Origin of the sequence: Flavivirga rizhaonensis, from assembly GCF_004791695.1 — a bacterium.
GTDB lineage: Bacteria > Bacteroidota > Bacteroidia > Flavobacteriales > Flavobacteriaceae > Flavivirga > Flavivirga rizhaonensis.
Genome location: NZ_SRSO01000014.1, coordinates 45,947 through 67,882 on the forward strand (window position 1 = coordinate 45,947; position 21,936 = coordinate 67,882).

The following is a 21,936-nucleotide window of genomic DNA, read 5'->3' on the forward strand; positions in this document are numbered from 1 at the left end:
TTTTTAATTATTACATTTGCTGTAATAAATTTAAATATTTTGATACATGTATGATATTGTGAAAATGCTGCATTCTTATTGGGCATATTTAGTACTTTTAGTATTGATTATAGCCACTGCAAACGCTTTAATAAAAACATTTGGAGATAAAGAATATGAAGCCAAAGATTTTAGAAAATCACTATTTACTTTAATCGTATCGCATATACAATTATTAATAGGATTAGTATTGTATTTTGTGTCTCCTAGATTTGAGTTATGGAGTGAGCTTGGAGGAGGCGTCATGGGTAATTCTTTAGCAAGATTGTATCTTGTAGAACACCCTTTTGTAAATATAGTAGCAGTAGCCTTAATAACTATAGGTTATTCTAAGCATAAAAAGAAGTTAACATCTAAAGCTAAATTAAAAACAATAGCAGTTTTTTATACTATAGCATTAGTGTTATTCTTGTCCCGAATACCTTGGAGTTCTTGGATAGGTTAAAAACAAAAAAGCGATACCCACGGGTATCGCTTTTTTGTTTTAGTGATCTAATTATTAGCTGATTGTTATTACGGCGGAGTGAAGAATGAGCCTTTCGACTTTAGTTTATACTGAGAGGAGTCGAAGTGCTCAAGATAAACTTTTGAGAAACCACATCAATCAAATAAAAAACTCTTGTTGTTTTTAGGTATTATAATGTGATGTCTCAATCGTTCCTCATTCGACATGACCTAAGGTTATAATTTTGCATTTTGAGTTGGGAATGACATCCATTTCTAATATCTCAACTGTTTTTAATGTACTATAAGGTAAATAATCACCTCACTTTTCTAATAACAAATACATAAGCAGGAAGGTGATCACTATAACCATTTGTGAAACGTCCATTAGAAAAACTTCTAAGAGGGTATCCTTTGTAGCGACCATCTTTATGAAATAAGTAACTTTCATTAAAAATACCAGCCTTATAAAACCTAAAAGAAGAATAATCTTTTTTAAGTAATGGTTTAGTAATTATAATCTGATCAAATAAACTCCAGGTATCTCTATATGCTGTTGTGCCTAATCCATTTCTATAAAATTTTTCAAAAGGGTTATAGAGACCTTTTAAGCCTACTTTTTTCTTATCTTTTTTAGCTTTTAGTATGTTTTTAATGCTCGTGTTTGTAGGATCATCATTTAAATCACCCATAATAAAAACTTTTGCATAAGGGTTTATTACCTGAAGTGAGTCAATTAAATATTTATTCAATTTGGCAGCAGCAATACGTTTAGGCCTACTTCTGGCTTCACCCCCACGACGAGATGGCCAATGATTAACAATAATATGAATCATTTCACCTTCTAATTCTCCGCTAACCAATAATTGATCTCTCGTATAAATTCGCTTCTTGTTAGCATCATCATAAATTTTCAGTGTGTGTTTACTGGTATACACTGGAATAAATAACTTTTTCTGATACAATAAACCAACGTCAATACCTCTGGCATCTGGAGAATCAAAATGCACAATACCATAATCGGTATCCCTTAGTAAAGAATGGCTAACAAGATCTTCCAACACCTCTCGGTTTTCAATTTCAGATACTCCAATAATAGCAGGTTTATTAAGTGTTACTTTATATCCAATATCAGCAATAACCCGAGCCATATTTGTAACCTTCTTTTTATACACGATGCTTCGATTTGTTTTTAATTCCATCATGGGGCTAAACTCATCCAACTTGCCTGGATCATTAATAGTATCGAATAAGTTCTCCAAATTGTAAAAAGCAACCGTGTGGATTTTATATAACTTTTTTTCTTGTGCATGTATGTTTCCAATGGACAGAGTAAATAATGCGATTACCAACAGATTTAAATATTTCATACAAACAGTAATTAGTTTAAATAAAAGTAGATAATTTCTTTAAACAAAAATATGTTATTTCTTACAAATAATATATATTCGCAAACAAATTAAATACTACCATTAGAGTGAATATACTTTTAATAGAAAGAAACCTGATTGTATTAAAAAAAGTAGTTGCTGTTTCTCTTTTATTATTTTCAACGCTCTCCGTATTCTCTCAACAAACCCTCATAAAAGGAAGCGTAAAAGAGTTGATTTCATACCAGCCTATTGAGAGCGCTACTATCACCATAGAAGAAACCAACCAACAAACACAAACAGATGCTTTAGGTGAATTTGAATTCTCTGTAAATGTCCCTTTGGGAGAACAAGTTTTAAGTATATCTAAAGTAGGATACTTAAGGAAAAGATATCCCATAATCGTTTATGAAAATGAAACAGTAAACATTTCCGATATGACTTTAGAAATAGATAACTCATTGTCTCAAGAATTGTTTACAATTAGTTTATCTGATGACGAACTTGATGATGATACCAGTGGTTTGGATAATATTTCGGGATTATTACAATCTTCTCCAGATATTTTTCAACGTACAGTGGCTTTTGAGTTTAGTGCCTCTTTTTTTAAACTAAGGGGTTTAGACTCCGATCAGGGATCCGTTATGATGAACGGTATTGAAATGAACAAAATCTATAACGGACGTCCACAATGGAGCAATTGGGGCGGTCTAAATGATGTGATGCGTCATCAGGAATTTAGTATAGGCTTAACACCTTCTAAGTATAATTTTGGAGGGCTTTTAGGAAGCACAAATATAAATACCAGAGCATCATTAATGCGCTCAGGAAAACGTGTCACATATTCATCATCTAATAGAAGTTATACAAGTAGGTTGTTAGTTACTTATAGTTCAGGATTATTAAAAAATAGATGGGCTTACACACTATCTTTAGGAAGACGTTGGGGAAATGAAGGATATCAGGATGCTACATTGTATAACTCTAATTCAATTTTTACTTCTATAGAAAAAGTAATTAATGAGAAACATAGTTTAAGTTTTACGGGTATTTATGCGCCTAACAGAAGAGGAAAGTCGTCGCCAAACACTCAGGAAGTTTATGATTTAAAGGGTATAAAATATAATGAATATTGGGGCTGGCAAGTGGGAGAAAAACGGAATTCTCGTATAAAGGAAGTTAAAGAGCCTATTATTATGTTAAATCATTATTGGACTATAAACAGCAAAACAAAGTTAAACACTAATATTGGCTATCAGTTTGGAACGCTAGGAAATAGTCGTTTGTCATATGGAGGAGCTAATAGAATTGTGAATACTGATGGTACTATAGTTTTTGAAAGCGGTGGTAGAAACCCGAGCCCAACTTATTATCAAAAACTTCCAAGTTATTTTGAAAGGAACTTCCCAAACGATTTAGAGTTTGCTTATGGTGCACAGCAAGAGTTTTTAAATAACGGACAGATTAATTGGCAACAGATGCACGATGCAAATTTGATTAATACATCTCAAGGAAGAAATTCGGCGTATATGTTATACGAAGACCGAGTAGATGATAAGCAATTAACTGTAAATACTGTTTTAAGTAGCGAATTAAGCGAACATATTTTACTGAATGTATCTATAAACTATAAAAAGCTGGAATCTAAAAATTATGCTCAAGTTCTAGATCTTCTTGGCGGTTCCGGCTTTTTAAATGTGGATAGTTTTGATGGCGTTCAATTCGATTTAAATAATCCGAATACCATTGTAGGTGTTGGAGGCATTTACGGTTATAATTACAATATATTAGCCAATATCCTCTCCGGTTTTGCACGAGCACAGTTTACATACAATACATTAGATTTTTTTGTATCAGGAAATATAACTAATACACGATATCAAAGAGAAGGCTTGTTTAAACACGAAACATTTCAGAATAATTCCTTTGGTAAAGGCGAAGCAATATCTTTTGCAGGATTAGGAGTTAAAGCAGGCAGCACATATAAAATTACAGGCAAACATATTGTAGATATAAATGCGGGTTATATTATAAAAGCGCCTTCTATTCGCAATAGCTATTCTAATGCCAGAGCAAATCACAATATTGTTCCGAATATTTCTGAAGAGAAAATAATGTCTTTAGATGCCAGTTATATTTTCAGATCGTCTATCCTTAAAGCAAAACTTACTGGGTTTTATACAAAACTTAACGATGCTAATGATATCTCATTTTTCTTTGCCGATGGTATAGGAAATGTCATTGCCGAATCTGGTACACAACAATCTGGCAATGATGATGACGAGTTTATTCAGGAGATCCTACAAGGCATAAATAAAAACCATATAGGAGCAGAATTAGGTATTGAAGCCCAAATAACTCCAACTATTAAATTAAAAGGCGTTACAGCTTTAGGACAATACACTTATGCTAATAACCCGGATTTATATCTTTCTTCAGATAGGTTTGAAAATGTTTATTTAGGAACCTCAAAACTTAAAGGTTACAAATTAGCAGTTGGTCCACATCGGGCTTACTCTATTGGGTTTGAATATCGCGACCCAAAGTATTGGTGGTTTGGTACTACGGCTAATTTTTTTGATAAAATGTATGTTGACATTAGTCCATTAACCAGAACCGATAATTTTTTTACAGATGTTGATGGTCTACCATTTATTGATTATGATGAAGAGGTTGCTAAAGCATTACTTAAGCAAGAAACCTTTGATGATTATATGCTAGTAAATCTTGTAGGAGGTAAATCGTGGCGTGTCAATCAGTATTATATTGGTTTTTTTGCAAGCATCAATAATGTTTTAGATGAAGTTTTCAAAACTGGAGGTTTTGAACAAGGAAGAAATGCAAATTACAGGCAACTAAGAGACGACCAAGCTTTGAATAGACCCATTTTTGGATCTAAATATTGGTATGGAAGAGGTGCTACATATTTTCTAAATGTTTACGTTAATTTTTAAAAAGATATGATGAACTATATAAATAGACTTTTAATTTTAAGTATCGTTATACTATTTTTCTCTTGTGTAGATGAAGACTATAGTATTCCAAGTCCAAATGATGCAGAAAATATAGTAATTCCAACAAACCAATTAACAACGTTTAAAGCCGTTTATGAAAGGTACGATCAAGCAGTAAATAATGGTAACCTTATAGCTGTTATAGAAGAAGACTTATATATTGAAGGCTATGTTATTTCAAGTGATCAGGCAGGGAATTTTTTTAAAGAACTTATCATTCAAAATAAAATAGATGCAGATAACTCAGATAATGACCCAAGACTTGGTCTTAAGTTAGAAATTAATGTAGGGAGCTTATCTGATACCTATGAGTTTGGAAGGAAAGTATATGTAAAGCTTAAAGGCTTAACTATTGGTGAGTCTAATGGTGTTTTAACAATTGGTCGGGGTGAAGATGCTACAATAGAACAAATTCAGGATTTTGAGTATCGAAATATTGTTTTAAGAACTTCGGAAATTGCTACAATTACACCAAAAATAAGTTCATTAATTCATTTAACAGAAGCCGATGAAAATACTTTAATTCAGCTAGAAAATATGCAGGTTAACAGGTTTGATCTGGCGTTAACTTATGCAGGTGAATCTACAGATGCATTCGATGGTTTAAGAATTTTAGAAAGCTGCGAATCAGGCGCCTCTATTTTATTGCAAACAAGCACTTTTTCAGATTTTAAATCCTTGCCAGTACCTCAGAACAAAGGAAGTCTTAAAGGAGTGTTTAGTAGAGATTATAGAGACAATTTTTATGTGTTGATAGTAAATAGTTCGTCTGATATTACTTTTAATTCAGACGAACGTTGTGATCCCATGGAATTAGGTTGCGGATTGGCACAAGTATCAGGGGTTATGAACTTGTTTTATGAAGATTTCGAATCGCAAAAAAATAATAAACTAATAACAGGTAATGGTTGGACTAATTATATAGAAACCGGTAACGAAGGTTGGGAAGCCTATTCATCTACATCAACGAATGCTTCTTTAGGAAGGTCTGCGAGATTTAAATCTGCAAGTTCTGGTGATGATAGTAATATTGGGTGGTTAATAACACCCGCTATCAACATGGATACGCAAGAAGGTGAGACCTTACGTTTTAAAACCTCTAATAGTTTGGCAGATAGTAGTTATTTAGAAGTATTGTATTCTTTAGATTGGGATGGTACCGAAGAAACTATAAGCTCTTCTAATTGGGGTGTACTATCCGCAGCTTATATTGTAAAAGATACCGATTCTTTTGTGTCTTGGTTTAATTCCGGAAATATCGATTTGTCTTGTGTTTCCGGAACCATGCATATTGCTTTTAAATATACAGGGAGTGGGCAGGAAATCTTTGATGGGGTTTATGAATTGGATGATGTTAGTATTGATTACTTGCCTTAGGCAGGAAGCAAATTATTTAAAAGAAATGTTCCGAAGAATCTCACTAGCTATACAATAAATGAAAACTAAAGACTTGCATAACGATTACATATATATACTTATTGGTGAAATAAACAGTTTTGATTCTTCAGTCGTTCCTCCTTTCTGAATGGTAGTTCTCTTTTGTTTAGGAAGAGTGTTATTGAGAGCGTAGCGAAGAATCTCAAAATAGCAGCATTGAAAAGTACATGGCTAATATACTTTCATATATACAGATTTATCAGTCGTCCCTCCTTCTGAATGACACTATTCCTATTAATTATTTGACTATTATTAAAAGAATGATAACAAAGAGTGCTAAAAATCCAATAATTAGTGTCTTCCAAAAAACATGTGCTTTTTTCATTTCCATGAATTGAAAGGCTATTCCCAGAAATTTTAGTGCTGCTAATATTAAAATTACGAGTATAATATATTTACTTTCTAATTTAGAAAATAGAGCAGAAGCTAAGGTGAGCACTAATAAAACAATCCATGTTATTGTTGCTGTTTTGTGCATATTAAAAAAGTAAATAAATGATAGGGAATAGTATAATCCAGATTAAATCGCACATATGCCAAAAGGCAGCACTAGCTTCGACATCTTCCATGCTGGTATTTGAATTTTCTTTTTTTACTCCAAAATAAACTGAAGTCAAAATAATCAGCCCTACAATAACATGAATAACATGGAATAGGGTAAGCATCCAATAAAAAGAGAAAAATGTGTTGTATCCAATACTAATACCTTCATTGAGTTTTTCATGATATTCAATGCCTTTCAAGTATAAAAATAAACACCCGAAAAGCATTGTAAATACTAATAGTTTTTTAAATCTTTCTTTATTACCTTTTTTTAATTCAGTTACAGAAATAGCCATAAAAAACCCACTGGTTAATAGCAACATGGTATTAACCATACCGTAGGTTGTATTTAATTTCAGGCTTGAATTATGGAATAATTCTGGTTCTTGATTACTATAATAAACCATAGCTATTAACCCTGCACCAAAAGTGATGAGTTCTAAAAAAATAATAATCCAGATGAGAATACCTCCTGGTGGATAGTAGATGTTTTTATGGTTTATTTCTTGTGTTTGCATAAGTTTTTAATTAAATCTAGATTCTTAACGTTTTTAATGTCATGATTGATGTTTTATTCGTTCGTATAGTTTTACTAATGATTGTAAAAGTTCTACTGGGGTTGTGAGGATTTGATAGTGATTTTGCCCAAACATTTGAGGTAAATAATATTTGGCTTGTGCTTCAATAGCGAGTGCATACGAATTTATTTGTCGCTCATTGAGTTCGCGCAAAGCTTGTTTTACATCATTAATACCATATTTGCCTTCGTATTTATCATAATCGTTTGGTTTTCCGTCTGATATTAAAATCATCCACTTATTCTTGGTGTCTCGTTTATCTAATAAGGCACCAGAATGGCGTAATGCAGCACCAATACGGGTGTAACCGCTAGGTTCTATGGCACCCACTCTATATTTGGCAGTATTCCAATTATCATCAAATCCTTTAATACTTAAATAGGTGGAATGATTTCGAGTTTTCGAATAAAAGCAGTCTATGGAAAAGTCAATATTAAACTCGTCTAAAATTTCGCCAAATAAAATAGATACCTGCTTTTCTACATCTATTACGCGATTACCTGCTGCATAACCATCACTTGATAAACTAATGTCCAGCAGTAATAAAATGGATAAATCTTTTTCTTTTTTTCGTTTTGATAAATAGATTTTCTCAGAAGGCGTGTGTCTGGAATGTACATCTACAAATAAGTCGGTAATAGCATCAATATCGAACTCCTCTCCTTGTGTTTGCCTACGCTGTTGCTGATATTTATTATTTACTGTAGTGAGCATTTTACGTAATCCAACTAAGGTTGAACGATTATCATTGAGTGTTTTTTTATAATATATAACATCTGATTCTAATTGTGTTTTTGGGTATACTTTACAGAAATTGTCTTTGTAAGTTCGTTTAGAATAATCCCATTCGTCATATTCTAAATAATAATTGTTGCTTTTGCTTTCTGCACTTTCAGAAACCGTTGTGTTTTCAATAAAATCTGCCTGATATACTGAATGTGCTGTATCGTCTACACGAACGGTAAATTTCATGTTTACTTCATCCAATGCATTAGAGTGGTCGTCTAAATCGTCATCGCCATCAAAATCTCTAAAATTACCCCCAAATTCTTCAGCCGTTTCTACTTTTTCAAATTGATGTTGTAAGACTGCATCTTCCATCTGTTTTTGATCTATTTGAACTGAAATAATTTCCTCAACAGCTTTAGATTTAATGATGGTTTGTGGTTGCTCTTTATTGGCTTCTTTTACTTTGTCTGTAAAGTTTTTAAGTTGTTCTCTGGAATCGTCATTAGACGAATTCTGCATCCATTTCCCATATATAAAAGAATAATCTTCAGGTTGTTTTGTTGTGACCTTACTTTTATAAAACGTTTTGAATTTTTGATAATAACTTTGGGTTATTGGAAATTGAGTAAACAGCTCTTGTAATACTTTGTTTGAGGTGTCTTGAGCTTTTTGCCGTGATTCTATGAGGTCATGTTCCTGGATATCATTCCAATTTAAATCCAAATTTTTTTGAACGGATAGATATAGTACCCTAAATAGATAAAATGATAAGTTTTCTTCTTCGGTTTCAAAATCATAGAATTTTGTAGGTAAAAAGAAATTATTATTTCTATAGCCACCTTCACGTTCTGCATCAAAAATCTCAATGGATTCTCCTGTAATAGCACGAGCGAATATGGTGAGTCGTGATTTTAAATCACTTAAATTTATGGCATGTTCAAGTTCTGCTTCCTTTTTCTTTTTGCGTTTTTTAAAGAAGAAGGCAAACTTGGTAAAAATATATTCGTCTGGTTCGAATTCAAACATTCTTTTTAGTTTTCAGTCTCAGTAATCAGTGATCAGTATCCAGTCGCAGTATACAGTGAGCACTGAACACTGCGACTGAATACTGAAGACTTTTTCATATCATTAAATCTCCTAAATCTTTAAGCGCTTGTATCACTTCTAAATCATCCGTTAAAGGTTCTATGACCGACACATGAACCGCTAGACGTTTTGGAAGCCCAGAATGAATTAATTTTGCAGCATCTACTAATAATCGTGTAGAAACGGTTTCAGTTAATCCTAGTTCTGTGAGGTTTCTAATTTTTGTGGCTATGTTAACTAGCTTTTTGGCAATATCTAGTTCAACATTGGTTTCTGAAACTAAAATTTGTGCTTCAATTTTTGGTTCGGGATATGCAAAAGATGTCGCAACAAAACGCTGTCTTGTAGAGGGTTTTAACTCCTTAAATCCTCGTTGATACCCAGGATTAAAAGAAGCTACTAACATAAAATCTTTATGTGCTTTTATGGTCTTCCCTAATTTATCTATAAACAATTCACGTCTATGATCTGTTAGAGAGTGAATGGCTACGATAACATCTGGTCGCGCTTCAGCAATTTCATCTAAATATAAAATGGAGCCTTCTTTAATTGCCGTCGTTAATGGTCCGTCCAGCCAAATGGTTTCGGCTCCTTTAATAATAAATCGACCAATTAAATCTGTAGAAGAGGTTTCCTCATGACATGAAACGGTGATCAGTTTTGTTTCCATTTTATGAGCCATATACTCAATAAATCGTGACTTTCCCGTACCTGTTGGACCTTTTAATAAAACAGGTAATTCACATTTGTAAGCTTGTTCGAAAACAGAAACTTCTTTCCCAATAGCATGGTAATACGGTGTGCTCATTTTTAGTGTTTTTAGTTAATACTATTTCTACATTAAAATTAACGTAATAAAACGCCCTTTTCTCCTTTCTTTTTCAACATAAAAAAAACCTAAGGCTATGCTTTAGTTTTCTATTTTCAAATAAAGAAAAAAACCACCCCCGTTCTGTAACGGGGTAGGCTATTTTATTTTACGGTAATCTCAAAATAGAAATGGTATGATAAAACCAGAGCTGTCGTTTTGTTTTATAAAAAGTCTAACTCTGGTTTTTCGTGCTATAATCAATATTTAATCTACGGTTGCTACTAATGCTTCATCAGTAGGTTTTCCGTGTTTTATAAAATCTATGATATATAGTGCGATTCCTGTTAGAAATAGCGTTGCGCAAATGATTAATACCACAAAATGGATCTCAATCTCTTTTTGAACTTCCATAAATTCCATTTTGAGTTTACGTTCTAAATATACTTGAACGACTCCGGCAACACCGAAAGCAACCGTCATACCTATCATACCAATATTTGACATCCAAAATGCCATTCTACCTCTGGTACTTTCGTACAGTTTTCTTCCAGTCATATTTGGTAAACTATAACTTATAATTGCCAATACAATCATGGCGTAAGCACCCCAAAAGGCAAGATGTCCGTGCATGGCGGTCACTAATGTACCATGAGTGTATAGGTTTGTTTGTGGCAATGTGTGCGCGAACCCTAATAATCCGGCTCCGATAAATGATACGATGGCAGCACCAAGAGTCCAATATAAAGCTAAGTTGTTAGGGTGTTTTTTCTCTCCTTTTCGGTACATATTAACAGCGAATAATGCCATAGCTAAAAATGCTAAAGGCTCTAAAGCTGAGAAGATACCACCAACGATTAACCAAATTTTATTTACGCCTATATAGTAGTAGTGATGCCCTGTTCCTAATACTCCAGATAAGAAAGTTAAACCAACAATAACGTATAACCACTTTTCGATAACTTCTCTATCTACGCCAGTTAGTTTAATTAATAAGAATGATAAAATACCACCCATTATAAGTTCCCAAACACCTTCTACCCAAAGGTGAACCACCCACCATCTAAAAAAGGAATCTTTTACTTGACTATCAAATGGCAGCATCCCAGGTAGATATAGTAAAGCGGCGAAAAGTAATCCCATAGAGAGTACTAATGCTGTGGTAGTTTTACGTTTTCCTTTAAATAGTGTTGCTAATATGAGACCTAAAAACAGGAGTACATTAACCACCACTAAATAATCTAAGCCTCTTGGTATTTCAAGAAATTTACGCCCTTCCCAAATATTGAAGTGATAACCAACTATAGCGACAACGCCAACAACGGCGAGGCTAATTAATTGTACATAGGCTAGCTTAACACTTACCAATTCGCGTTGTGCTTCTTCGGGAATGATATAATAGGCTGCTCCCATAAAACCTGATAACAACCAAACGACCAATAAATTTGTGTGTACCGCTCTTGCTGTATTAAAAGGAATAAAGCTGTGCAATCCATCAAATCCTGCATGCGCAAAGCCCATTATAAAGCCATATATAATTTGGAGACTAAATAATAACATGGAAAGTGCAAAAAACCAATATGCTACTTTTTGTGATTTATATTTCATTTGTTCTATTTTTTTGGTTTAGTTATCATCTTTGGCTAGTGGAGAAACAACGGTGTCGAATCCGTTTAAATCTATATCGCCAATCCAATCGAAAAAGGCGATTAAATCGACCGCTTCTTCGCCAGTAAATCCATAAGCCACCATTTTTCTTCCATTTGGAGCCCAATCTACTGGGGTTGTTAATACGGCTTTAATATAGCCTTCTCCCCGTCGTTCTATAACTTTCGTTAATTCTGGAGCATAATAGGCTCCTTCTCCCAGAATGGTATGGCATCCCATACAGTTGTTTTTTTCCCAGAGTTTTTTCCCTCTTACAACGGCTTCTGTAATATTTTCATCGTTCGACTGGTCTTGCGATTTACTAAAAGAGTAAATAGTTAAGCCAATAAATATTAAAAAAGTAACTACAGTTCCGCCAAGGAAAAAGGCACGTGCTTGTTTTTTTGATAACATGTTATTTAGTTTTTATTAGTGAGTTCTATGATTGTTTTTACTGTTTCTTTATTGTCTACACCCAATCCTTCTTGTTGGTGCATTAATTCTCCTCCAGAATTAAAGACGCTTATAATGTTTGAATGTGAAAAATCCATGGGTGAAATTTGCTTATACTTTACAGCTAAAACATTTGCAAATTCTCGAACACTACTTTCTGTACCTTGTAAAAAAGTCCAGTGTAGCCTGTCCATATGATTTTCTATGGCAAAGGATTTTAAGCGTTCTGGTGTGTCTGTTTCCGGATCGATACTTACTAAAACAAATTGAAGGTCTTTTAATTGATTTTCTGGAATTTGTTTTTCAATATTACGCATATCGGCTACTAACCTGGGGCATGCTGCTTTACAGGTAGTGTAAATCATGACTAACACCAATGTTTTTCCTTTTAAATCTTCAAGCTGAATGGCCTCATCCTCTTCCGTATTCCAGGTTGTGGTTAAATTGAAAATAGATTCATCGGAAATGGCATTATTAACAATTACTTTTGAAGTTTGCTCGATAACTTTTAAATCCATTTTACAAATAGAACAACTATTAAAAGCGTTGTATGTTTTCTCGCCTTCACATGCCATAGGGCATTTATAAACTGCCAAATCATTTGCTTTATTTGATGGTTCTTGCTTACATGAAGCGAAAGATAGTATGGCAACAAAGTATAGTATTGTTAACTTAAAATGTCTCATTTATTTATGTTCTTTACACATCTAAAACCTAAATTTTTCATAGCATACTTTGCTTTAACACTCCCGCGGATTGCGTAGCGCATAAATGCCGCATAATTCATTAGATCTGTAGCGCCTACTGCTGCACTACCACAAAATAGATTACTGTCATTATCTACATCTTTTCTCGATTCTCCTGAAACTAAAACAGAGTTAAAATCGAAAGTCCATTCCCAAACAAGACCATGTAAATCATACACATTCCAATAATTTTTAAATGTCGAACCTGCATTATTGTTAAATGTTTTTGGGGTTTCATACCACTCTAAAATATATTTGTTGTAGCTCTTTAAAGTTCTGGCGTCTGGCAATTCTTTATTAGCCATGGCTACATATTCCCATTCATCTACAGTTGGTAATCGCTTGCCTAGACACTCACAATAATCTTTCGCTGCAAACCATGATACACTTGTAATAGGTGCGTTTAAAGATTGTGTTTCAGATAATTTGGTATCAGATTTCCACTCCATTAAATAGTTTTCATCAGCGAATAACCTTTTTACTTTAGATCGTTGCCATTTAGGGTATTTCTCAACAAAGTCTAAAAATTGACTATTTGTTACAGGATAAACATCCATTTCGAAATCTGAAATAGTCACTTTTAGTGAATCTCTCCCGTAAAGCGGTATATAAGTATCTCCTTTGATTAATACCATTTTAGACTGACCGTATGCCAAATTCATAATGAAAAAGGCCAGGAATATAATGGTCAGTCTAAAGGTATACATGACATCTTTATTTATTAGTGACCACTTTTAATTTGGTCGACTTGTGATTTTGTAACGTTCGTTTTATTATTACCCCAAGAGTTATATACATAGGTTAAAACATCTGCAATTTCATCGTTGCTTATGGCTTGTCTCGTCATAACACTATTGTATTTTTGTCCGTTTACAGTAATTTCTCCTGTTTTTCCTTTAAGAACAATACTAATTGCACGATTTACATCGGCATTTAAGTAATCTGATTTTGCTAAAGGCGGGAAGGCATTTGGAATCCCTTGTCCTTCTGCTTGGTGACAAGCGAAACATGTCTGCATGTATATTTTCTTTCCAGATTCCATTTTTTCAGCTAAAGTTTTATTCTCTTTAGGAGCCACTTTTTTAGAGTCATCATCTGGCATTTCTTGAATGGTACCCCCTTCTGGATGATAAATACCTTCTTGCACTACGCCAGAGTATATCTTTTTATTCTCTTCTCCTTCTACTTTAAGCATTCCCAAAGCGCCTTTATTAAAGGCTCTAAAAATTGAGTGATCTACTAGAATGAAAGTACCAGGAACATCCACTCTAAATTCTACGATGGCAGCACCACCTGCAGGCACTAAGGTTGTTTGTACATGCTTGTTGATTGAAGATCCGCCTTCAACCATAACTTTATCGAAAATTTCACCAATAACATGGAATGATGATACTAAATTCGGGCCACCATTACCAACATACAAACGAACTGTTTCTCCAACATTTGCAGTTATAGCATTGTCTCCTGTAAGTGCCCCCACCTTACCATTAAAAACCACGTAATCGGCATCTTCATCAACCGCTTTTTGCATGTCAAAAGCTTGTAATCCTGGTTCGCCATTTTCGCCTTTAGTATAAAAATCACCTTGCATGATGTAGTATTCTTTATCAACTTGTGGTAAGCCTCCTGCTGGCTCAACTAAAATGAGTCCGTACATGCCATTTGCAATATGCATGCCTACTGGTGCTGTTGCACAGTGATATACATATAAGCCAGGGTTTAAGGTTTTAAAATTGAATTTTTTCTCATGTCCAGGAGCCACAAATGAAGACGTAGCTCCACCTCCAGGTCCGGTTACGGCATGTAAATCGATATTATGAGGCAATTTATTATCTGGATGATTAGATAACGTAAATTCCACTTCATCACCAACACGGGTTCTAATAAAACTACCAGGAACAGACCCCCCAAAAGTCCAGTAGTTATAGGTGGTACCATCAGTCATCGTACTTTCTTTTTCAAGGATTTCCATATTTACGATTAACTTTTTTGCTTTACGTAGACCTACCGGTGTAGGCACATTTGGTGGAGACGTTAACTCTGCAATCATCTCTCTACTTACAGGAATGTCCGCGGCATTATCGTATGTTTTTTTTTCATTGTTAATGCATGAGGTTACCAGTAATATTAACGCTACCAGCATAGCATACGAGGAGGAGGTTGGTTTCATACTTTTAGGTTTTAGTATTATTATTTAGTTTTTATAAAAAAGACATTTTTGTCTTTTTTATGGTTACCCAAAAATACTTTTTAACCTTTTGAAAAAATATGACATTTGTCAGTTAATTTTCGTTGTAGGGTAGAAAATGATCTTCTAAAACATTATATAAGAGGCATTCAGGTAAAAGTTTCTGCCTTGCCTTGAAATGTTATTCCAATCTGCGTAGGTTGAATAATTGGCATCCAAGATATTTTCTATACCATATTTAAAAACTAATTTGCTGTTTTTTAAATGGAATATATTGCCCATATTAAGATTTAAAATAGCATAAGCAGATGTTTCATCTTCACCATAAAAACTACTGTATTTACTTTGATTTCCGTTACCTTCCAGTTGCAAAGCTGCATTGAATTTTTTAGTGTTGTAATTTATTTCAGCCAAATATGAAAGTGGTCGAATTAAGGGTAAGTTTTCCTTATTACTCCCCATACCATAATTGTAACCAATAGAACTATTAAATGAAACTTTCTTTGAGAAATTATAGTTTGTATTAAGGTAAACATCAAAAATTGAAGCATGGTCTAAAGCTTCATATAATCTTACGCCGTTGGCACCAATGGTCATGGAGCTTGCGGTGTCATCGATTTCTCCAATAATATAATTTGATATATGAAAAAAAGATGATGTGACACTAAATTTTAATGTATTGAGTTTAAAGTTGACTTTGGTATTGAATTCTAAAGCCTTTTCGTTTTTTAAATTAGGGTTTCCTATATAATCATAATTATCGAAACTATTGAATAAGAAAAATCCATAACCTTCACTTACGGAAGGTGCCCTTTCTCCATAACCAAGACCTAGAGCGGCATCAAACGCATTTTTTTTAATTTTATATTCTCCAGAAAAGCTTAGTAGAAAACGGTTTTTAGAGTCACTTACATTCGGATGAAAAATTTGTAAACTTTCTACGCCTTCTTTTTTTGCAATTTTATTTTGATGGAACCCAAGCCTTAGTGCTGTAGTAATAGATTCTTTGCGGTTTAAAACGATATTATCATTTACGTATAATCCTGTGTAAAGTGTTCTAATATCTGGCCAAGTGTACATAAACATATCTAGTTGGTTTGGATCGTTTGGGAACATGGTCATTTCTGCTAACGACCTATTATAAAACCCATTTAAGTTGACGAGTATGTTATGCTTCTTTTCTTTTAAAGTCGCTTTACTGTAAAATCCATAGGTATCACTCCATCCTGGCATATCCATTCTAATGGGTACATCGGGGCGCTTACTATCATCCATAATATGTGTTATGGTGTTGAAGTATAGTTTAGATTCTAATAATTTTATGATAGTTAAATCGTTTTTATATCTATGTGTTGCAGATGTTATTAAAGCTTCAACTAAAGACACATCCATTGGTAAAGCTGGGTAGCCAACGTCTGTAGCTTTATCATATATAATATTGGCTTCTAGTGTATGATTGTTGGCTAGACGATAACCTCCCTGAAGAGAAATATTATACTTCTGAAATTGAGAATATAGCACTTCTTTTTTGTTACCAGCATCATAGTTATCCGATTTACGAAATATGGCATCTGTATTTAGATAAAATTTATTACCTGAGTATTCAATATCTAAGCCAGCAATTTTATAATTACTATTGGTTTCGTAACCCAAATCAGCACTAGTTTTTAAACCAGAATTATAGAATTTAGAGGGTGCAATTTGCAAATCAATACCACCCCCAACACAATGGCCGTTTTCGGAACCTTCTTGTCCGGAATTGATACTAACTTGTTCCAAATTTGAGACATCTACATATGATGTAACGGGATCCATTTTATCGGTACATGCTCCAAAAATCTGCATCCCATCTATGGTGACATTCAACCGATCACTAGTCATGTTATTTAAAGAAGGTTCCCAAGCATAATTACCTCGTTTTATCATGGTAACTTTATTAGCTTTTTCTAAATAGGCGTCAATACTCGATAAGGTTTTTTCTTGACGATAATTACTTAGTTTGTGCTGTGCAATGACAATGGTTTCTTGTAGTATGGTCGTATCTTTTTTTATCTCTAAAGGACTTTCCTGAGAAAAAAGGAGATGACTACAAAAGAAGTAAATACTTATTGTAAAGAATTTTTTCATGATAGACGTATTATCAAGTTGAAGGTGTTTTAATGAAGAAGCGTTTAAAAAATGTCATTCAGAGCGAAGCGAAGAATCTCACTATCTTCATATTAAATGAAAACAAAAAGCTTCCTTTAGATTCTTCGGTCGTTCCTCCCTCTGAATGACACTTTTTGAGAATTTCTACTAAATCATCTTTTTAACAATTAAAATTCTAACTCCAAGTATAGAGAACTTTTTTCATTAGACTCAGTAACATCTTCACCTTTTATAAGTGTGTCATCACTGCTCATTAACTTTAAGTTAAGAACCCAGTAACCAGTCATTGTCAATGATAAATCACCATGATACATACTATCTGTAGAATCATAACTTAAATCGGTGTTGTTAGGAGAACTGTGATTTCCCATTCCTGGCATTCTTGGATCTAACATGATTGTGTAATCTTGTACAATTGGAAAAGACATCATGTTTTCCATTTTATATAATCCAACCATAAGATCATTAATACCAATTATTGGATCTTTAGGTTCAATGAGTGCTGCGATATAGCGTTTATCATCGCTTCCCATAAAGCTTGCTACATTTTGTTTTTCAGATTGTATTACAGAAATAGTATCTGTAGCCGTGTAATATTCATTGTTTATGGTGTATTCGAATATTAATGACCAACCAGAACCATCAGCATTAGTCATTTGGTATATTACAGAGCCTTCATAGAGTGTTTTCTTATCTGTGATTTTTGTAATTGCAGATTTTGGACAGGAATGCTGCATGGATGGCATTTGCATCATCGGCATCCAGGAAATACTTGCACTTTCAAGATAAGAATCGTTAGTGTTATCTTTCATTCTTAGAGTTATATTATTATAACCTGTATTGAACTTTCCTGTTTCATTATATAATTCGATGGTATGATCGGCGTTTTTAATCTCTTGGATTTTAATAAGATTTTCAACTTCATCTACTATTGGAGCATCATTGTCATCGGTAGAACACCCTACTGTAAATAGGCTTATAATTAAGATTGGTAATATATACTTTAGTTTCATTTTAAATGTTTTAATATTTTTGAAAAATATGTAGAAACTCTGTCTCACTCATTTATATAAGTCAGAAGAACAGATAAAACCATTAGGTTTTGTAACAAGAAAAATTAACTAAACATTGGGGGAGGTGTTTCTACCTCTAAGAGTGTTTTTACGGTTTTGGATGTTTTATGAAATAAGTGAACTCGAGGTAAGACAAACTTGTTTGAATGAATATCTAAGATATCTGAAATAAAAAAACAATAAATGTCCAATTCTAATCTTTTATTTTCTTGAGACGGTAATTGATTATTAGAATCGGGGTTGTTTTCTGCCAATTGTTTTGTTAAGTGACATTTACCATGACAGCCTTGCTGATTCTCTTTTTGAATACATAATGTTTTAGCAATAAAGTCTTGATTAATGATAAAATCACCAATAATCGTCAAGGTATTAATGTTATGTGCAAACAACATAATTACCAAAAACGATGCTATGATTTTATGTGCAAATGCCTTAATCATTCTGCAAAATTAGAGTATTGTTAGGTTTTAAAATATGACACATGTCATTCGGTTGTAAAATGCTTAAAATACTGTTCTATATAAATTTGTAACTTTAATAGTGCTGTCTTTTTTGCTCTAATATCATTGACTTCTTTCATAACAGAAATGTCATCTAACATAGGAACCAAAACAACATGTAGCTGATCATGTGCTGTTCCTTTCATAGAACAATTTTTAATGATATAGCTGGTTTGTTTTGATAATGATTCGCCTAGTAGTGTATAATTTTGACCTTTTGAGGCTGCAAATTTTGTAATTAAGGAATCCATTTTAGTAATACCAATATGGGTTTCATTGTTTACAATCCATGGTTTCCCTTGATTCAATATTAATGCATCAAGATTAACATCTGTTTCAGTTTCAGTGTTGTTGTTTTTACAGTTAAAGGTCATAAAAATCAAACATGTAAATATTAAATATTTCATAAGGCAAGTAAATTAAAAATCCTTCTTTTTAGATTTTAATACAATTCGTAATACAGGTAAAATAACCCAAATAACTAACATTACGAAAGATATGATGAGTCCAAAATTAGTTCCAAAGAATTTTTTAAAGACAGCTCCTGTATATCCTAATAATGCTGAAATATCCAGTTTTAATAAAATAAGTGTTCTTGATAAATCTATAGGGTTTAACATGGTACCAATTAGAGATAGTTTGTCTAACGGATAATCTTCAAATAACACTAGAGACATTAAAAACAAACCGTCGTAAATAATGGCTAGAAAGAGCCAAAGCAAAATGGCATATCCAAAACCTTTAATCTTATTTTCGTTAGTTAGTGCGATATTAAAAGCTAACGCTGTAAAAATTAGTGTTAGAAATGTTCCTGTAATTAGGAGTAAATAAAAATCCCAAATAGCATTTGATTTGAATAATCCATAAGCGATAAACGGGATGCCTAATCCTAAAATTAAACTCATAGATAAGGAGATGGCAACGCCTAGATATTGCCCCAGGAATATAGATGAGCGTTTTAGAGGTTGTGCCAATAACAATTCTGTAAATTCTTTAGAATTATAATAATACATCACCCCAAAAATGGTTCCTATTAATGGAACTAGTACTATAATGACATTCATTAATGTAATGACCGCTTTTGATAAATCATTATTAAGAAATAGTAAAACGATTCCGAGTAATAGATAAAACGCGAAATAGACATAACTCCAACGGCTACGCATTAAATCGAAAAAACTATATTTTAATATTTTAAGCATTATTCTCTGTTAAAATGGACGCAATAGCGTGTTCAAAATCTGGTTGATTGGTTTTGTTTTTTAATTCTGAAATAGAGCCCCTAAAGTAAATTTGCCCTTCTAAAAGAAATACAATTTCATCTGAAACCTCTTCAACAAAACTCATAATATGCGAAGTGATTAAGATGGTTTTTCCTTTCGCTTTTTCTGTCTGAATTAAATCTTTCAATCGTATAAGTGAAATAGGGTCTAGGCCCGTAGTTGGTTCGTCTAAAATAATTAGAGGGCTATCGAACATGAACGTTAAAACCAGATTCACTTTTTGTTTGGTGCCACCAGAAAGATTACCCAATTTCTTATCTAAAAAAGGGTGCAAAGTAAAGAGTTCAATTAAGCGTTCATCTTCATTCGTGTCTCCACGTAAATCTTTTATCATTTTAATAAGTTCTTTAACTTTTAAGTTGTTAGGAAAATTTGCGATTTGCGGTAAATAATCAATTTTATGTCTATAGTTAGAACTGTTTTTAATGTTTTCTCCTAAGACATTAATAGTGCCTTTGTTTGGAATAACCATCCCTAAAATTGATTTAATAAGGGTAGTTTTTCCTGACCCGTTAGGTCCAAGAATAGCGAAAATGCCGCCTTCGGTAATGTTTAGATCTACACCACTCAAGACTATATTTTTATTAAACCTTTTATGCAGGTTTTCAATATTTACCATGTTATTCTCTTTGTTAATGGGTTGTTGTCTAGTAAATTATCTGGCGTGAAAACTGGTGAGACTTTTTCAGAAAAATCAATAATATCAATAAATAAACTACGCAACAGAATGATCGTTTCTGGAGTTCTGTTTACGATATATGAAAAGAGTTTCACAGGTCTGTAAGGCACATCTCCAATGCCATCCTTATTAAGGTCATAACCAGTATAACTCGTCCAGTAATTTTTATTAAAAATGTTATCGTTTATCTTGCTGTTATAGGATATATCGAAGGAGTTATATAGAAAATTATTTTCTACAAAACTATTCGTGTAGCAAGCACCTCGAACTTTTATAGCCCACCCGTTATTAATAAAATTATTGTTTTTATAAATAATACGATTGGAGCCTTCAATGTTAATACCAATGGTGTTTTCTTCAAAAGTGTTTCCTATAATTTCGGCATCATTTATTTCTTTTAAAAGCATACCATAAGATGCTGTTCCCCAGTTTTCCTTAAAAATGTTATTTAGCATCTTTATCTTTTTCGAAAACATAACGGCAACACCCGCACCATTTTTCTCAAATGTATTGTCCTGGTAAATGTCATTGTTAGAAAACATAAAATGTAAACCATAACGAAGGTTTTTTGTGCTAACATTGTTTTTAATTAGACAATCATCAGAAAATTCTAAATAAATACCATCACGTACATGTTGTACAAAATTGTGTTCGATTTCAATATTTTTACTGTACCATAATTGAATACCATTTCCAGAATTATATTCTTCAACAGCATCTCCAATGATCTTGTTATGAAATACTTTTCCATCTCGTGATTTTTCTAAATAAATTCCAAAAAACAGTTTTTCTAAAACTAAATTTTGAATCACGAAATTCTTGCTTTTTCTTACCCGAATGGCAGCATAATCTTCAGTATAGCTTGTGCCAACATTTATAATGAATAAACCATCAACCGTTACATTATCAGAAACAATGGTTATTATTTCACCTTTTAATTCACCATCAATTACTGGGTAATTTTCGCCAATAATAGTTAGCGGTTTATCAACTAGAATATTATATTCTTTGTAAGTACCTTTTTTTAAGACAATAGTATCAAAATCTTTAGCTATTGAGACGGCATTTTTTAAAGTTGAAACAGCACATGTATTACAGACCTCAATATTTTGAGCATATATAGAGTAGGCCATTAAAATAGCAGTGAAAAAAAGCAATAAGTTTTTCATAA

20 protein-coding genes are annotated in these 21,936 nt (G+C 33.0%); 3 read left to right on the forward strand and 17 right to left on the reverse strand.

Annotated features, from left to right (window positions below):
- Positions 1-46 precede the first annotated feature (46 nt).
- A complete protein-coding gene (locus EM932_RS11335) occupies positions 47-484 on the forward strand; it encodes a hypothetical protein (protein ID WP_135877306.1) in 438 nt (145 codons plus the stop codon).
- A 316-nt stretch (positions 485-800) separates the two neighbouring features.
- Here the strand turns inward: EM932_RS11335 and EM932_RS11340 are convergent, their stop codons facing one another.
- Positions 801-1,853 (reverse strand): endonuclease/exonuclease/phosphatase family protein, encoded by a 1,053-nt coding sequence (locus tag EM932_RS11340; protein WP_135877307.1) that lies wholly within the window; start codon positions 1,851-1,853, stop codon positions 801-803.
- Positions 1,854-1,960: 107 nt separating this feature from the next.
- On the opposite strand from EM932_RS11340, the gene EM932_RS11345 reads away from it, so the two are divergent.
- Both EM932_RS11345 and EM932_RS11350 read left to right on the forward strand, forming a co-directional pair.
- Entirely contained in the window at positions 1,961-4,807 is a 2,847-nt protein-coding gene (locus EM932_RS11345) for a TonB-dependent receptor (RefSeq protein ID WP_317129369.1), read from the forward strand.
- A 6-nt stretch (positions 4,808-4,813) separates the two neighbouring features.
- Positions 4,814-6,244, forward strand: coding sequence for a DUF5689 domain-containing protein (locus EM932_RS11350; protein WP_135877308.1), 1,431 nt, complete (start codon positions 4,814-4,816; stop codon positions 6,242-6,244).
- 298 nt (positions 6,245-6,542) lie between these two features.
- Here EM932_RS11350 and EM932_RS11355 read toward each other — a convergent pair whose 3' ends face one another.
- The 16 genes from EM932_RS11355 to EM932_RS11430 form a co-directional block, all read right to left on the reverse strand.
- On the reverse strand, positions 6,543-6,782 hold the full coding sequence (locus tag EM932_RS11355; RefSeq protein WP_135877309.1) for a cytochrome C oxidase subunit IV family protein: 240 nt from the start codon (positions 6,780-6,782) through the stop codon (positions 6,543-6,545).
- A 1-nt stretch (position 6,783) separates the two neighbouring features.
- The gene (locus EM932_RS11360) at positions 6,784-7,365 is read right to left on the reverse strand and encodes a cytochrome c oxidase subunit 3 (protein WP_135877310.1); all 582 of its coding nucleotides are present in this window, start codon (positions 7,363-7,365) and stop codon (positions 6,784-6,786) included.
- Positions 7,366-7,404: 39 nt separating this feature from the next.
- Complete coding sequence (locus EM932_RS11365; RefSeq protein WP_135877311.1) at positions 7,405-9,180, reverse strand: nitric oxide reductase activation protein NorD; 1,776 nt, start codon at positions 9,178-9,180, stop codon at positions 7,405-7,407.
- Between the two features lie 94 nt (positions 9,181-9,274).
- Positions 9,275-10,048, reverse strand: a complete 774-nt coding sequence (locus EM932_RS11370) for a CbbQ/NirQ/NorQ/GpvN family protein (RefSeq protein ID WP_135877312.1) — start codon at positions 10,046-10,048, stop codon at positions 9,275-9,277.
- Between the two features lie 267 nt (positions 10,049-10,315).
- Positions 10,316-11,656 carry a cbb3-type cytochrome c oxidase subunit I gene (locus tag EM932_RS11375; protein WP_135877313.1) on the reverse strand — a complete coding sequence of 447 codons (1,341 nt, stop codon included), beginning with the start codon at positions 11,654-11,656 and terminating at the stop codon, positions 10,316-10,318.
- 18 nt (positions 11,657-11,674) lie between these two features.
- Positions 11,675-12,109, reverse strand: coding sequence for a c-type cytochrome (locus EM932_RS11380; protein ID WP_135877314.1), 435 nt, complete (start codon positions 12,107-12,109; stop codon positions 11,675-11,677).
- Positions 12,110-12,114: 5 nt separating this feature from the next.
- Positions 12,115-12,834, reverse strand: a complete 720-nt coding sequence (locus tag EM932_RS11385) for an SCO family protein (protein WP_246041031.1) — start codon at positions 12,832-12,834, stop codon at positions 12,115-12,117.
- On the reverse strand, positions 12,831-13,556 hold the full coding sequence (locus EM932_RS11390; RefSeq protein WP_246041033.1) for a formylglycine-generating enzyme family protein: 726 nt from the start codon (positions 13,554-13,556) through the stop codon (positions 12,831-12,833). The genes EM932_RS11385 and EM932_RS11390 overlap by 4 nt, the downstream gene beginning before the upstream one ends.
- Before the next feature lie 59 nt (positions 13,557-13,615).
- Positions 13,616-15,064 (reverse strand): copper-containing nitrite reductase, encoded by a 1,449-nt coding sequence (gene nirK / locus EM932_RS11395; protein ID WP_135877315.1) that lies wholly within the window; start codon positions 15,062-15,064, stop codon positions 13,616-13,618.
- 144 nt (positions 15,065-15,208) lie between these two features.
- The gene (locus EM932_RS11400; protein WP_135877316.1) at positions 15,209-17,209 is read right to left on the reverse strand and encodes a TonB-dependent receptor plug domain-containing protein; all 2,001 of its coding nucleotides are present in this window, start codon (positions 17,207-17,209) and stop codon (positions 15,209-15,211) included.
- Between the two features lie 188 nt (positions 17,210-17,397).
- Positions 17,398-18,243 carry a hypothetical protein gene (locus EM932_RS11405; RefSeq protein WP_135877317.1) on the reverse strand — a complete coding sequence of 282 codons (846 nt, stop codon included), beginning with the start codon at positions 18,241-18,243 and terminating at the stop codon, positions 17,398-17,400.
- A 104-nt stretch (positions 18,244-18,347) separates the two neighbouring features.
- Positions 18,348-18,743: a hypothetical protein gene (locus EM932_RS11410; RefSeq protein WP_135877318.1), complete on the reverse strand. Its 396-nt coding sequence runs from the start codon at positions 18,741-18,743 to the stop codon at positions 18,348-18,350.
- A gap of 44 nt (positions 18,744-18,787) precedes the next feature.
- The gene (locus EM932_RS11415) at positions 18,788-19,210 is read right to left on the reverse strand and encodes a hypothetical protein (protein ID WP_135877319.1); all 423 of its coding nucleotides are present in this window, start codon (positions 19,208-19,210) and stop codon (positions 18,788-18,790) included.
- 12 nt (positions 19,211-19,222) lie between these two features.
- Positions 19,223-20,005 (reverse strand): ABC transporter permease, encoded by a 783-nt coding sequence (locus EM932_RS11420; RefSeq protein ID WP_135877320.1) that lies wholly within the window; start codon positions 20,003-20,005, stop codon positions 19,223-19,225.
- On the reverse strand, positions 19,998-20,705 hold the full coding sequence (locus tag EM932_RS11425; protein ID WP_135877321.1) for an ABC transporter ATP-binding protein: 708 nt from the start codon (positions 20,703-20,705) through the stop codon (positions 19,998-20,000). Before EM932_RS11425 ends, EM932_RS11420 begins: the two co-directional genes overlap by 8 nt.
- Entirely contained in the window at positions 20,699-21,934 is a 1,236-nt protein-coding gene (locus EM932_RS11430) for a nitrous oxide reductase family maturation protein NosD (protein ID WP_135877322.1), read from the reverse strand. Before EM932_RS11430 ends, EM932_RS11425 begins: the two co-directional genes overlap by 7 nt.
- Positions 21,935-21,936 lie beyond the last annotated feature (2 nt).